Source organism: Paenibacillus campi (genome assembly GCF_034659835.1).
Classification (GTDB): Bacteria; Bacillota; Bacilli; order Paenibacillales; family Paenibacillaceae; genus Saccharibacillus; species Saccharibacillus campi.
On sequence record NZ_JAXSQZ010000002.1, the window covers coordinates 630,636 to 645,896 of the forward strand.

Annotated in this window: 12 protein-coding genes and 1 pseudogene; 11 read left to right on the forward strand and 2 right to left on the reverse strand. The window is 47.2% G+C overall.

What is annotated here, in order from left to right:
• Positions 1-521 precede the first annotated feature (521 nt).
• From U1I11_RS07845 to U1I11_RS07875, 7 genes and pseudogenes are all read left to right on the forward strand, one after another.
• Positions 522-2,738, forward strand: a complete 2,217-nt coding sequence (locus U1I11_RS07845; protein ID WP_322905388.1) for a stalk domain-containing protein — start codon at positions 522-524, stop codon at positions 2,736-2,738.
• A gap of 368 nt (positions 2,739-3,106) precedes the next feature.
• Positions 3,107-3,547: pseudogene (locus tag U1I11_RS07850) on the forward strand (Fur family transcriptional regulator); the annotation flags it as partial.
• A 101-nt stretch (positions 3,548-3,648) separates the two neighbouring features.
• Positions 3,649-3,933, forward strand: coding sequence for a membrane protein insertion efficiency factor YidD (gene yidD / locus U1I11_RS07855; protein ID WP_322905392.1), 285 nt, complete (start codon positions 3,649-3,651; stop codon positions 3,931-3,933).
• Positions 3,934-4,352: 419 nt separating this feature from the next.
• Positions 4,353-6,371: a methionine--tRNA ligase gene (gene metG, locus U1I11_RS07860; RefSeq protein ID WP_322905394.1), complete on the forward strand. Its 2,019-nt coding sequence runs from the start codon at positions 4,353-4,355 to the stop codon at positions 6,369-6,371.
• A gap of 281 nt (positions 6,372-6,652) precedes the next feature.
• The gene (gene mntR / locus U1I11_RS07865; RefSeq protein ID WP_322905395.1) at positions 6,653-7,078 is read left to right on the forward strand and encodes a transcriptional regulator MntR; all 426 of its coding nucleotides are present in this window, start codon (positions 6,653-6,655) and stop codon (positions 7,076-7,078) included.
• 177 nt (positions 7,079-7,255) lie between these two features.
• On the forward strand, positions 7,256-8,905 hold the full coding sequence (locus U1I11_RS07870; RefSeq protein WP_322905396.1) for a family 10 glycosylhydrolase: 1,650 nt from the start codon (positions 7,256-7,258) through the stop codon (positions 8,903-8,905).
• Positions 8,906-9,070: 165 nt separating this feature from the next.
• Positions 9,071-9,199, forward strand: a complete 129-nt coding sequence (locus U1I11_RS07875; protein ID WP_322905398.1) for a hypothetical protein — start codon at positions 9,071-9,073, stop codon at positions 9,197-9,199.
• A gap of 140 nt (positions 9,200-9,339) precedes the next feature.
• Here the strand turns inward: U1I11_RS07875 and U1I11_RS07880 are convergent, their stop codons facing one another.
• Positions 9,340-9,759, reverse strand: coding sequence for a hypothetical protein (locus U1I11_RS07880; RefSeq protein WP_322905399.1), 420 nt, complete (start codon positions 9,757-9,759; stop codon positions 9,340-9,342).
• Positions 9,760-9,762: 3 nt separating this feature from the next.
• On the reverse strand, positions 9,763-10,755 hold the full coding sequence (locus tag U1I11_RS07885; protein ID WP_322905400.1) for a DUF1385 domain-containing protein: 993 nt from the start codon (positions 10,753-10,755) through the stop codon (positions 9,763-9,765).
• 255 nt (positions 10,756-11,010) lie between these two features.
• Here U1I11_RS07885 and U1I11_RS07890 point away from each other — a divergent pair, with 255 nt between their 5' ends.
• From U1I11_RS07890 to U1I11_RS07905, 4 genes are all read left to right on the forward strand, one after another.
• On the forward strand, positions 11,011-12,087 hold the full coding sequence (locus U1I11_RS07890; protein WP_322905401.1) for a M24 family metallopeptidase: 1,077 nt from the start codon (positions 11,011-11,013) through the stop codon (positions 12,085-12,087).
• 319 nt (positions 12,088-12,406) lie between these two features.
• Positions 12,407-12,964: an elongation factor P gene (efp, locus tag U1I11_RS07895; RefSeq protein ID WP_322905402.1), complete on the forward strand. Its 558-nt coding sequence runs from the start codon at positions 12,407-12,409 to the stop codon at positions 12,962-12,964.
• Between the two features lie 353 nt (positions 12,965-13,317).
• Positions 13,318-14,571 carry an aspartate kinase gene (locus tag U1I11_RS07900; RefSeq protein ID WP_322905404.1) on the forward strand — a complete coding sequence of 418 codons (1,254 nt, stop codon included), beginning with the start codon at positions 13,318-13,320 and terminating at the stop codon, positions 14,569-14,571.
• A gap of 181 nt (positions 14,572-14,752) precedes the next feature.
• Positions 14,753-15,103, forward strand: a complete 351-nt coding sequence (locus U1I11_RS07905; RefSeq protein ID WP_322905406.1) for a VOC family protein — start codon at positions 14,753-14,755, stop codon at positions 15,101-15,103.
• The last annotated feature ends 158 nt before the right edge of the window (positions 15,104-15,261 follow it).

Here is a 15,261-nt window from a genome sequence, read left to right on the forward strand (position 1 = left end):
TGCAGTGGATCGAACGCTCAAATTTATAGCGATTCATGTACGATTACAGCTACAGCGACCAAGTTGAATTTCAACTTTGATTGTCTACTGAAATCTTCATCCATAAGAGCTTAAGCCAGCTTCAAAAATCAAATGAATCTCGGACAATGGACGATGAAGTTGTTTTGAGCCCATTGTCCGTATGTGTTTTATCTTAATTACTATGAGGCTCCAGATCACGTTAGTTTAAATACGCAGGCATAGCCTTTCACTGCAATGCCGCAAACTCAAACGCCTACCCGTTAAGCCTGTTGTTCACAGCCGAACAGGTTTTTTCAGTAGGCGTTTGTATACTGCCTAGCATACATATGAATAACTGCACAATTGTGGCTGAAATGTGAACAAGCGCATTTTAACGTAGGATTTACGAATGGGACAGAAACTTTTCTGAAATCGGAGCGTCTTATATAACGTGTCATTTCGGGGGAGTTTTATTTTGGCAGCAGTATGTATAGAAAAAAGACATAAGAAGGAGTCGAACAATGAAATTCAAGAAAAGCATGCTGATCGCTGTGCTTGCCTTTACGCAGGCGGTAGCAACGTTTCCTGCGGGTCAGGCGTTCGCGGCAGAAGGCGATCCAACAAACGGGATTGTAAAGGATGTGTATGGTGACGGGTCGCTGACCGATAATGGAATGTCTACAAATTCCGGTACAACAGGCACCGATGGAACGAGTGTCGATGGCACGGCAACAGGAACGGATAGTACATCGGTTCCGACAACGACACCGCCAGTTACACCGCCTGCAACTACAACACCATCTACAACAACGGTACCACCAGTAACGACTGCGCCTTCTGTCGTAACCGATGTGTACACAGCAGGGCCTAATAAGCTTATTTTTATAATGAACTCCAATCAGATTTACCGTGATGGCAAGCTGTATTTCTCCAATCAGCCGATGACCGTCAAAAATGGCGTCTCCTATGTATCTGTACGTGCGCTGGTGGAACGTGTTGGGCTTACGCTTACATATGATTCCATAACAAAAGAAACGGTAATGTCCAAAGACGGCAAAGAACTGCGGTTCAAAACCGACAGCAAATACTACACCGTCAACGGTGTACAATCGCTGATGAAAGGCGCATCGTTCCAGCAAAAAGGAACATTCATGGTGCCGCTGACTTCGATCACGGCAGCATTGAATATTCCGTACACGGTACAAGGCAAAATGGTCATTATGGACTTGCAAGTGAAGCCGACCGCTTCTTTCACCGTATCGCCAAAAGATATTTATGCTACCCAAACGACAGTGACCTATACGACCAAATCGAGCACATCTGACGGTACACCAATCGTCGATGAGCGCTGGACAGGTCGCGAAGATGTATTCGCAGAAGCAGGCGCACATGTGGTCACATATCAGGTGATGGATGCGAATGGACAATGGAGTGATCCGTATAGCATGACGATCACTGTTCGTCCGCCGAATTTGCCGCCGGTCGCGATGTTTACGACGAATAGCGATTCTTATCGTATGGGTGAACTGATCACGTATACCGATCTGAGTACAGACGATGAAAATGCGATTACGAAAACCGACTGGTCAAACAACCAGCTCGCGTTTTTCACACCAGGTCCACAAACGATTACGTTGACCGTAACCGACAAGCACGGTGCAACAGGCACATTCAGCAAAACGATCAATATTACGGACAATACATTGTACACAGCAGATGAATTTTATCCATTGTTTACACCGATTGGGGATTCATTTGATTTTAACGGTGGCGATGTGCCAGGACGTACGATTGCTCCATTCCAGTTATCTTCCGAGCCGGTACGTTTGATCCGCAGTAACAGTCCGGAACGCGTACTGTCTGAGGGCATTGTGTACCAGGAAACTGCCAATGGCGCAACCCGTTTTATGATTCACCATTTAAATGAAACCGGCAAACGCGTCAAAATGTACGTAATTGCCACCAACCAAAATGCTACACCAGCGAACATCAACCAGCTGGCAATCGGCTTTGGCGGCCCGAATCAATATGCAACAGCGGTCGGTAAAGTATCGGTTGACCGTTATTACCAGTCGATGCAATCCGGTAAAGATGCTACGATGATGACATTGCAGCCAGGACAAAGCCAGATTATCTTTAACCAGTTAAACGCATCCACGATGCCAAATGATACCGTAATCTCGCTATTTGCTGATGTGGTGAGTGATTCCAACATTCAATACACCGTATTGATGGTCGATGAAAATGCTGATCCATTGCAAGCGATGAACACATTGCCAAAACTTGATCGCGATGGTATTCATAACCGTGGTACGTATGACAATTCCACATTGCTCGTTCATGTGCCTGATCTGATCGGCAATACGAGTGTTCGTCTGCCGATGGGTGACAATAACAGCGATAAAAACTTGATCGGTACTGACCCATTGTCCGCTACCGATGCATCGAACGCAGGTAACTTTGGCGTACTGTACAGAATTAAGTTGGATATGGTGGCACCGAATACGCTCATTTCCTTTAATGCGCGTGGCGGACGTTATTCCGGTTATATTTTTGTTAACGGAGTAAGTGTACCGATCAAAAACAATGCTTCGATTCTGACCGCTAATGAAGATGTGCCGATTTACCGTACCGGTGCATTGGATACAGAAGCTGTAGAAATTTGGTTCACGGCGGCACCGGGCAGTAACTTGCCGGTTAACTTGCTGTTTAACCAGATGCCAGCGAAAAAGCAATAATCGATATGTAACGATATAGAGCAGGCAGTTGGAACGGCAGTATACATCGATCGCTGAGCGGTATGTACTGTTGTACAAGCTTGCTGCATCTGAACGAAGTCGCCTGTGGCGGCTTCGTTTTTGTTATGAACAATTATAGGCAGCCGAAGTGCGCTGATCGTTCATAATGAATAGAATATTTCGTTTAAAATTCGTCAGTGAATCGGTCATAATTATTCGGCACAGCGTTTATTTTCGTGTATAATAGTTATGATTACGAATAGTAGCGATAGAGTGTGCGATATAAAAGCACATTTTATGTATTGGAATAGACCATCCGGTATGAAGACGAGCATCCCGTATCGGAATGATGACAGGAGGAAAAACTCATGCTGTCTACAGAGCAGATTATTGACACGATGTCCAAGCAAGGGCTGCGTATTACCGATCAGCGTCGTACGCTGGCACGGCTGTTTGCGGAAGCGCCGGGCTATCTGACGGCGAAGGACGTATATGAATATATGGAGCGTAAATATAGCGGGCTTAGCTTTGATACGGTGTATCGCAACTTACGTGTGATGCAGGAGCTGGGCGTGCTGGAACAGATTGTATTTGAAGATGGGGTCAAATTTAAAAGCCATTGCAGTCAGGATCATCATCACCATCATATGATTTGTTTGCAATGTGAGAAAACGTATCCGATCGCCTTTTGCCCGATGGATATGACCGATATGCCGGAGCAGTTTGAAGTGATTCGGCATAAATTTGAGGTGTTTGGTTATTGCAAAGATTGCCGTGTGCAGCTTGGCAATCTGCCGAGTGAGCCAGGCGATGTGAGCGGTGGCAACGGTAAAGAAGGCCCAGCACTGCATATTAAGCAAGACGCGCTTGCGACCGCCGCTGTCAGTGAGTCTGTCGCAGGCAAAAGCAAGTGAATACGCCGCAAAAGCTAAGCCGTCGGGCGGTGCAGGTGCCGATTCATTTGTATCGTAAATTCATTTCGCCGCTTAAGCCGCCGAGCTGTCGCTTTTATCCGACCTGTTCACAATATGCGCTGGAAGCGATCGAAGTGCATGGCGTGCTGAGAGGAAGCTGGCTTGCCGCCAAACGGATCGGTAAATGTCATCCCTTTCATCCGGGCGGGATCGATCTTGTGCCACCGCCACGGGAGCGCACACAGACGTCCGGAGCCGATACAGGACATAGCCGCTCCTGATCGTGCTGAAGATGCCAATCGATCATAGCGTATAATGACATCGCTTGACAGTACGGGCGCTCGTTAGGTATATTGAAGAACATAGTCATAGTATAGACGTCCAGTGAACGGATAAGTATACAGAATGAGGCACAGTGCAGAGAGCCGGAGTTGCTGCGAACCGGTCTGAGCGCCGCTGTAGAAAATGGTCCGGGAGGAACTGCAATCGAGCGTAGCGCGATCATTCGGGCGTAAGATTACAGCGTGAGCCAGCGTTAATGGCTGGCCTGAACAGGCTGACGAGCCTGCGCTCCGTAAGGAAGCAGGGAAGTTGGGTGGTAACACGTGAGCACAAGCTCTCGTCCCATAGGGGCGGGGGCTTTTTTGTGTCTGTTGTTTGGTTTGGGCGGTTCAACTATTTTATTAAGGAGGGTATTTTCATGCCAGAGGCAAACAAATCATTTTATATTACGACACCGATCTATTATCCGAGTGACAAGCTGCATATCGGTCATGCATACACAACGGTAGCAGGCGATGCGATGGCACGTTACAAGCGTTTGAAAGGTTATCATGTCCGTTATTTGACTGGCACCGATGAGCACGGTCAAAAGATCGAGCGCAAAGCCGCCGAAAAAGGGCAGACTCCACAGCAGTTCGTCGATGGCATCGTGACAGGGATCAAAAGTTTGTGGGATAAGCTGGACATTTCGTATGATGACTTTATCCGCACGACCGAGCAGCGCCACAAAGATGTCGTGCAAAATATTTTTGATCGTTTGTTAGAGCAAGGTGATATTTACAAAGGTGAATATGAAGGCTGGTACAGCATTCCGGATGAAACGTTTTATACCGAAACACAGCTTGTCGAGATCGAGCGTAATGATAAAGGTGAAGTGATCGGCGGCAAAAGCCCGGATAGCGGTCATCCGGTTGAACTGGTCAAAGAAGCGTCTTATTTTTTCCGGATGAGCAAATATGCGGATCGTCTGCTGCAATATTATCAAGATCATCCTGACTTTATCCAGCCAGAATCGCGTAAAAACGAGATGATCAACAATTTTATTAAGCCAGGACTAGAAGATTTGGCGGTATCACGCACTACCTTTGATTGGGGCGTTAAAGTAAAAAATGATCCAAAACACGTCGTGTATGTATGGATCGATGCGCTGTCCAACTATATTACCGCACTTGGCTATGGCAGCGACAATGAAGAACTGTTCAATCAATTTTGGCCAGCCGATATTCATCTTGTCGGCAAAGAAATCGTGCGCTTCCATACGATTTATTGGCCAATTATGCTGATGGCGCTTGATCTGCCATTGCCGAAAAAAGTGTTCGGACACGGCTGGTTGTTAATGAAAGACGGCAAAATGTCCAAATCGAAAGGCAATGTCGTTGACCCGGTTACGTTGATCGACCGTTATGGTTTGGATGCACTGCGTTACTATTTGCTGCGCGAAGTGCCATTTGGCTCGGACGGTACATTTACACCGGAAAGCTTTGTCGATCGTGTGAATTCCGATCTTGCCAACGATTTGGGCAATCTGCTCAACCGTTCGGTCGCTATGATCGATAAATACTGTAGTGGCTCGGTTCCTGCTTATGCGGGTGCGGTTAATGAAGTGGATGGCAAATTGCAGGAGTTTATCGTACAAACGATCGACAAAATCGAGACGGCGATGGAGAAGCTGGAATTTTCGGTTGCCCTAACTGCAATCAGCCAGCTGATCAGCCGTACGAACAAATATATCGACGAGACGCAGCCGTGGGTGCTGGCAAAAGATGAAGCCAATCGTGCACAGCTTGATGCGGTCATGTACCATCTTGCTGAAACGCTGCGTATTATTTCCGTCGTATTGCAGCCGTTCCTGACGCGTGCACCACAGCAAATTCGCCAGCAGATTGGCATTGCCGCTGGCGAGCTGACGACATGGGACAGCACACGCCAATTCGGTCTTGTACCGGCAGGCACAACGGTCGTCAAAGGCGATCCGATTTTCCCGCGTCTTGATGCCAAAGAAGAAGTCGCTTATATCGTAGAAGCGATGGGTGGTGTGCTAAAGTCTGCGGCTGATCCAGCGCCGGAAGCGGAGGCAAGCAAGCCGGCAGTAGCTGAACCGACGGAAGTGAGCGAGGAGATCAGCATCGACGATTTTGCTAAGGTGGAGCTTCGTGTAGCACAAGTCATCGCTGCTGAACCGGTGAAAAAGGCGGATAAGTTGCTCAAGCTGCAACTTGATCTTGGATTTGAGCAACGTCAAGTCGTATCCGGTATCGCCAAGTTTTACACACCAGAGGAGCTGGTCGGTCGCAAAGTAATTTGCGTGACGAATTTGAAACCGGTCAAACTGCGCGGTGAGGAGTCACGCGGAATGATTTTGGCTGCTTCTGTAGGCGATCAATTGACGCTAGCGACCGTGCCAGACAACATGCCTAATGGCGCGCTTGTCAAGTAAGCGACCGTATAAACGAACGTAGTAACGGATCAAAATAAACGTTTTTGACCGTTTGGCATGTTGAACATAAACGAGCCGAATCGTTGCCTTTATTGAACCTTTTGCAGGCTGGTGAGCCTCGGTTTTACCGTTTGCAAAAGGTTCTTTAACTGGCAAAAAAAGCACGCAAAAACTTGCCAATTGCGCGACATTCCATGTATGATTATTGAATGAACCAACATCTATTGCCGTATACAATCGTCAGCACATTAACGAGAACGTGTATTCAAAGGGGGAGCAAGATGCCAACGCCCAGTATGGAAGACTATTTGGAGCGCATCTATCAATTAATTGAGCAAAAGGGATATGCGCGTGTATCGGATATTGCCGAAGGGCTAGAAGTACATCCTTCGTCCGTTACCAAAATGATCCAAAAGCTGGATAAGGATGAATACCTTATTTACGAAAAATATCGTGGTCTTATTTTAACGAGCAAAGGTAAGAAAATGGGTAAACGGCTCGTTGATCGCCACCAGTTATTGGAGGATTTTCTGGATATTATCGGCGTAAATCCGGACTATATATACAAGGACGTTGAAGGCATCGAGCATCATTTGAGCTGGGATTCGATCACTCAGATCGAAACGTTGGTGGAATATTTCCGTCGTGACCCGGAGCGGGTAGCAGCACTCAAAAAGCTGCAAAGCGAGCTTGTTAGCGACTCATAAGGCAGACATCTGTCGATCACATGACAGATGTCTTTTATTTTGGGCGCAACTTTTGCGAGGGGATGCGGTCTAATTACATAGACAACCTAAACCAATGAAAACAGCAGCAAAAGTGAGCAATTTCTAACAAAAGTCGGTAGGTCGGTTACGAAAAGAGATACTGGAGGTTCTAAAACGATGAAATGGATGCGTTACATGTCGTTATTGCTGGCACTCATCATTCTGGTTCCGGCGCTTAGTGCTGCGCCAGCTTCGGCAGCGCCTAATATTACGATCGTGTTGGATGGTCAGCCAATTAAGGGAGATGCCGCTCCGTATATTACAAGCGGCAGCAATGTAACGATGGTGCCGCTGCGTCTGATCAGTGAAAATTTGGGCGCAACGATCGATTGGAATGGGCAAACGAATACGGTTACGATTACGAGCAGTAGTAGCAAAAAGTTGGTGCTTACGGCAGGTCAGCAGACCGCGATGGTCAACGACCAGTCTGTATCGCTGGATACATCGGTACAAATTCGGAGCGGACGGGTGATGGTGCCGTTGCGTTTTATCGGTGAAGGGCTCGGATTAACCGTAAACTGGAACCAGAGCAGTGAGACGGTAACGCTACGTACAAGCGGGTATACCGGTGACGACGGCGAGGCGACAGGCAGTACAACAGGCAATGGCAGCACGCTTGGTACGCCAGCAGGCAATTCGCAGCCGACGACACCTTCCGCTAAAAAGGAAATGCGTGGGGCGTGGATTTCGACCGTCTTTAATTTGGATTGGCCAAGCACAGGCTCATTTGGCAATGCAGCCAAGCAAAAGCAAGAATTTTCCACATTGCTTGATCAGTTGCAAGGGATGGGCATGAATGCGGTATTTGTACAAGTACGCCCTGCTGGTGATGCGTTGTACAAATCGTCTACGATGCCGTGGTCTAAATATTTGACCGGCACACAAGGCAAAAATCCGGGCTATGATCCGCTGGAATATATGGTAGCGGAAGCGCATAAGCGCGGTATGGAATTGCATGCCTGGTTTAACCCGTTCCGTGCGACAACAGATGCGAATGTCGGCTCATTGGACCCAAGCAATGTCGTGCTGAAGCATCCGGATTGGGTAGTGAAATTTGGTAATAAATATTATATTAATCCAGGCATTCCGGCAGCGCGTCAATCGATTATCGATACGGTGATGGAAGTGGTCAACAACTATGATGTGGACGGTGTACATCTGGATGACTATTTTTATCCATCGTCGGAAACGTCCAGTAACCCGTTCAACGATGATGCAACATTTGCCCAGTATAAAGGCAAATTTTCTAACAAAGCTGAATGGCGACGCGATAACATCAACAACTTTATCCAGCAATTGGATCGTTCGATTCATGCTGCTAAGCCTTCCGTACGCTTTGGGGTCAGCCCGTTCGGCGTATGGCGCAACAAAGCAAGCGATGTGACCGGTTCGGACACCAAAGCCGGTGTGACCGCCTATGATAGTATGTCTGCGGACACACGCACATGGATCAAAAATGGTTGGGTCGACTATATCGCTCCGCAAGTATATTGGAGTTTGTCATTGCCAGTAGCACGTTATGACAAAGTGGTAGACTGGTGGGTCAACGAGACGAAAAACACCGGTGTCGATCTGTATATCGGTCAAGCTATTTACAAGCTCAACACACCAGAGATCGGTTGGAATACCTCGGATGAGATTATTAACCAGCTCAAATATAATGCCAAATACAGTACGATCAAAGGCAGCATTTTCTTTAGCGCCAAAGATTTGAAAAAAAATCCGCTCGATGTGCTAAGTAAACTGCGTTCGTACTGGGGACTGTAATGCGATAACAAGCCTAAACTTTTTATAAAGATAAAGATAAAGATAAAGATAAAGATAAAGATAAAGATAAAGATAAAGATCGCGGAGATATGAAAAGGTTCAGATTGGAGCAAGCGATCGCTCTACAGCAAGCCCCCAGCGCAGTAGACGTTGGGGGCTTGCTGTATGTATTGCATTCGGGTTTATGACAGGCAAATTGTAGTGGAGCTGTATGCAAGCAAATGGAATATCGGGCGTATGATCATGTTATGGATGGCAGCAAGCCGGTACTTTTTGGAGCGAACACTGCCATAGTTTATAGTTTGCAATAAAATCAAAACTCCAACAATTAGCAGCAGTTAGCTACAGCCTAATCGTTGGAGTTTTATCATTACGCTTTATCGTATAGAGCGATCCAATTAGTGATATTAGTGATATTAGTGATATTAGTGATATTAGTGATATTTGGGCATTTCCTCGTCATCTTTGCCTTTATTGCCTTGAATGACCTGGAATGGATAATGCTTTTTCGGCTTGCTGCCACCCGAAGCGGATGTGCTTCTGCCAGGCGTGCCGGTTTTGGCGAAAGGAGATGATTTGGTAACCTGTTTGTAATTGCCTTGTTGTGCTTTGACTTTAGCCATCGTACGTGCGGACGGCTTAATCTTCGGCTGCTTGCGACCGCCTTGTAAAGCGGCTGAGGAACGCAGCGCATACAGCACAACCCCGAGTAGCACAAGCGTGACGATGATGCCGCTCCAATCAAATGTAGATGGCATAAAGATCATCCGATATACGCCCCATGCCAATCCGATCAGTGCGAGCAATGCCATAATAGCAACAAAAATCGCTTGCAGAGGTGACTTTCTCATCATTCATCATCCTTTCACAGGGTCAGGAGAAGCATCCGGCACAGTAGCTGTGGCGGTTTGTCGTTCCAACTGGGCATCCAGCTCACGCATCCGGTTAAAGGAAGCGATCGATACTTCAAGCTGATCAAGGGTAGGCTCTTTGGTCGTGAGCAATTGTAGCCATAAGCCTGGATAACCGAGATAACGCAGCACCGGAATGTCCCGCAAACTATTCGTAAACTTTAAAACTTCAAATGAAACGCCGATGACGACCGGCAACAGCACAATTCGTTGTACAATGCGCTCGGTCATACCGTCCCAGTGAAAGAGTGAATAAATTAGCACACCGACAATAACGGTCAATATAATAAAACTGCTGCCACAGCGGTAGTGCAAACGGCTAAACTGCTGCACCTTTTCCGGCGTCAGTTCAGAGCCATGTTCATAAGCGGTGATCACTTTATGTTCGGCTCCATGATACTGGAACAGACGTTTAATGATCGGTGTTTGCGAAATGCCCCACAAATAAGCGAGCAGCAACATAATTTTGATTACACCTTCAAGCAATGTGTGCAAAAACTGACTATGGAACAGACGTCCAAACAGAAATCCTTCTATAGCGGCAGGCACGACTGTAAAAATTAGCTTGCCGACGATCAAAGACAATATGCCGACGGCAGCGACGCCGAGAATCATGCTCAGATTCGTTTTGGATTGTTCTTTTTCCTTTTCTTTGGCATATTCTTCCGGGTCCATCTGGTCTTCGGAATAAGCATCTGCTGCATAATTTAAATGGCGTGAGCCTTTGGCGCTTGAATCGATCAGGCTGACAATACCGCGCAACAGTGGAATCCGGCGCAAACTGCGTACCCAAGGTTTGTCGGAACGTGGAACTTCCAGATAGGTGATTTCGCCGGTTTTGCGCCGTACAGCGGTTACGTTTACATTTTTCCCACCGAACATTACGCCTTCAATGACGGCTTGGCCCCCATAGCTGACTGGAGTAGATTGTTTTGGCAAATACAGTCACCCTTCCATAATGAATCACCCGTTTGGGATGATCGTTAAAATAGCGAATTGCCCCTGTGCCAGGGCAGCATGATGCAAAGTGTTGATACGTTACATTGTAGCGGATTTCCTAGCTCATTGCCACAGCGTATGCAGACGAAACGTTCATGCTACGAATGTTACAACTAGCTATTCTCAAAAATGCTTGCCCTATGGTAAAATAATGTTTGGCTATTTGAAGACAGAACGGAGCGAAGGAGAGAGTTCATGACTACAGCACGTTTACAGCAATTGCGTCAGGCAATGAAAGAGCGTCAACTTGAAGCGCTTCTCATTACGAGCAGCGTGAACCGTCGTTATATTACAGCGTTTACAGGTTCAGCAGGTTATGTACTCGTTACGGCAGAGCATGCCTATTTGCTAACCGATTTCCGTTACATGACACAGGCACCGGAGCAGGCGACCGCGTTTACAGTTGTCGAGCATGCACCGAATGTAGCTGACACGATCAAAGGACTGCTTGCCGATTGGGGCGTCAGCTCGCTCGGATTTGAACAGGATCAAATGCCGTACAGCCGTTATGCCGCTTACAAAGAAAAGCTGGCACCGGTCACGCTTGTGCCGGTATCCGGTCTATTGGAAGGCATTCGCAACTTCAAAGATGCCGAGGAGATCGCTACGATCGAAAAGGCAACGGAAATTGCCGACAAAACGTACACACATATTTTAAATTACATCAAACCAGGTGTAACCGAAAAAGAACTGGAACTTGAAATGGAATTTTTCATGCGCCGTCTCGGTGCATCCGGCCCGTCGTTTGAGACGATCGTCGCATCCGGCGTTCGCTCCGCTTTGCCGCATGGCGTTGCTAGCGACAAGCCGATCGGTGTGGATGAGTTGATTACGTTTGACTTTGGTGCCATTTACAACGGTTATGTATCCGACTTGACCCGCACAGTGTTTATCGGTACACCTTCCGACAAACATCGCGAAATTTATGATGTGGTGCTGAAGTCGCAACTGCACACATTGGAGCATTTGAAGCCAGGTATGGGCGGACGTGAAGCGGATGCATTGTCCCGCGACATTATTGCCGCGCACGGTTATGGAGAGGCTTACGGACATAGCGCCGGACACGGTATCGGGCTTGAAGTACATGAGGAGCCGCGCCTGTCCAAGCTAAGCGATACCGTATTGCTGCCAGGTATGGTCGTTACGGTCGAGCCGGGCATTTACATACCGGGCTTTGGCGGTGTGCGGATTGAAGATGATGTGCTCATTACCGAAGACGGTATTCGCGTACTGACGCATTCCAGCAAACAATTCACGATTTTACCGGTCTAACATTTTTTGCCAATCGGAAGGTTGACAGAATAGGAATGGCGAATAAAATAGTACAGATGACGTAAACAGCTGTTTCGTACCGTAATGTGTTTTGGTCTGCATCGTATCTCAAGGGCAGACAGCAGTGCATAGCGGCTTACGAACAGCGATCATTCGTCCTGTGACATGCGCTTTTAGCGGCGTATGTTTTCCCTGATTGCAGGGTATAGTACAATATAGTAGGTACGGACTGGAGCCGGTTGTAACCGTAACCGGTTCATGGAATGATCAGCATATATTGTATGACAATTGGCTTTACCATACATGAGGAGGCGTTATTTTGATTTCAGTTAACGATTTTAAAACAGGTCTGACCGTAGAGGTGGAAGGTAACATTTATTCCGTCCTTGAATTTCAACACGTAAAACCAGGTAAAGGTGCAGCATTCGTGCGCTCCAAACTGAAAAACCTGCGTAACGGTAACGTGGTCGAGCGTACATTCCGCGCTGGCGAAACGATCGCTCGTGCACAGATCGAAAACCGTGGCGTACAATACCTGTATGCAAACGGCGATGATCATGTGTTTATGGATAACGAAACATACGACCAGTTCGAGTTGAACGAAAAGCAACTGGAATGGGAACTGAAATTTATGAAAGAAAACATGACCGTTAACATCGTGAGCTATCAAGGCGAAATTATCGGCATTAACTTGCCGACTTCGGTCGAGCTGGAAGTTGCTGAAACCGAGCCAGGTATTAAAGGCAACACAGCAACCGGTGCTACCAAAAATGCTAAGTTGGAAACAGGTCACAACGTTCAAGTGCCACTGTTTATTAACCAAGGCGATGTACTGATCATCGATACACGCGAAGGTAAATACGTTTCCCGTGCTTAATATTATGCACATACACGTAGCCTGAATAAGAACAGGCTGTTCGGCATCTTCCACGCGAAGGTGTTGGCAGCCTGTTTTTTATAAATGCCACTGTATATTTATACTGTTTTGATGATAAATTTGCATGATGTCACCTAACATTTGCAATCGTTCGCACCTTATGAACATTGAGATGATGCGGATATTGCACGGATAAGCCAACGCATAAAATTTGCAGTAGTGATTCACGCGTTGTCGTATTATACTGTTAAAGAGAATCGTTTCATATGATGTCATATCTGCACAGTGGATATGCTTTTAATCCGGGCGCTGGCGTAGGTCACAGCCTGTATCAAGTAGGGAGTGAAGATGTCTTGGCTTTGTTCGTAATGAAGTTCGGCGGCAGTTCCGTCGGTGATGTAGAGCGCATGCAGCGCGTAGCAAAACGTGTAATTGAAAAGCAGGATGAAGGACATCAATGCGTAGTCGTCGTGTCCGCGATGGGTGATACGACCGATGATCTGATCGATCAGGCGCTAATGCTAAATCCGAATCCGTCCGCACGTGAGCTGGATATGCTGATGACAACAGGGGAACAGATTTCCGTAGCGATGTTATCGATTGCGATCCAGCATCAAGGACGAGAAGCGGTATCGTTTACAGGCTGGCAAGCAGGTTTTGAAACCGAAGCGGAACATGGACGTGCACGTATTCGCGATATTCGTCCAGAGCGTGTGCTAAAAGCGCTTGGAGCAGGGCAAATTGTCATCGTAGCCGGATTCCAGGGCATTACGGCAGACGGCGAGATTACTACGTTTGGCCGCGGTGGTTCCGATACGACTGCTGTTGCACTGGCAGCTGCTATTCAGGCGGATGTGTGTGAAATTTATACTGATGTGGATGGCATTTATTCCACTGACCCACGTATTGTCAAATGCGCGCGCAAGCTAAAAGAAATCTCTTATGACGAAATGCTGGAACTGGCAAATCTCGGCGCTGCGGTATTGCATCCGCGTGCGGTCGAATATGCTAAGCACAACAATGTGCGTCTCGTTGTGCGCTCTAGCTTTACCTATAATGAAGGAACGTTAGTGAAGGAGGAAGCAACGATGGAACAAGGAGCGGTAGTCAGCGGCATCGCTTACGATAAAAATGTGGCACGCATTACGATTAGAGGAGTAAACGATGTGCCCGGCGTACTTGCCAAAATGTTCAGCGAGCTGGCAACAGCGAAGATCGACGTTGACATTATCGTCCAGAGCGGTGTGATGGACGGCAAAGCCGACTTCTCCTTCACCGTTAATTTGGAAGAACGCGAGCGTGCACTGCAAGTGATCACGGCGATTCGTGGCGAATTGCCCTACGATGAAGTAACATCTGAAACCGATCTTGTTAAAGTATCGATCGTCGGTGCCGGTATGGTTAGCCATCCGGGTGTAGCTGCCCAAATGTTTGCAGCGATTTCCTCGCAGGGCGTTAGCATCAAAATGGTCAGCACGTCCGAAATCAAAGTATCGTGTGTGATCGAAGCAGGTCGTCTGAATGATGTGGTAGCAGCACTGCATACCGCATACGGTTTGGATACGGAAGAACAAGCATTTGTAGGTGGCCCGCAAGATCGTCGTTAAGCGGTAATTAAATGTAAACGTAAGTGTAATGGAGATGACAGACGTGTTCTGGTCATCTCCATTTTTGATTTGGGCATGTATTGCAATCGTATGCTTGCAGAGAAAGAGAAGCGGTAGCATAAAATGAACAAGCAGTTAGCTAACAGGATGTCCAATAACTGAAAATGAGGGGGCGATTGGAATGAATCATCATGTAGTCGCTATTGTGCCGTGTTATGATTTGGATGCAAGTGAGGCGTTTTATCAACGACTTGGCTTTAAGGTAGTACGTCATTATGGTGAATATCGCATTTTGGAAGATGGACGTGGCTGGCATTTGCATTTGAATTATACACCAGGTTGGCCGCCAACGATTGAAAGCAATCCGTTCGGGCTGTATTTGTATGTTGATGATGTGGATGCGGTAGCAGAGCGTATGCAGGAATTCATTATTGAACAAGGCGCGCCACATGCCAAGCCGTGGGGAATGTATGAATTTGCGGTAAGCGATCCAAGCGGTGTATTGGTACGCATCGGACGGATCATAAAGTAGGGCGATGCCAACTCTATCTCTTTTCCACCAGGCGTGAACAAACATATTCACGCCTTTTTCAGTAATGTGCTATAATACATAGCGTTATGTGCAATTTTCCGAAATGAGCGCGCTCTATTGTGCTCAGTTGCTAGGCGAAGAAGCCAAAGGAGTGAATG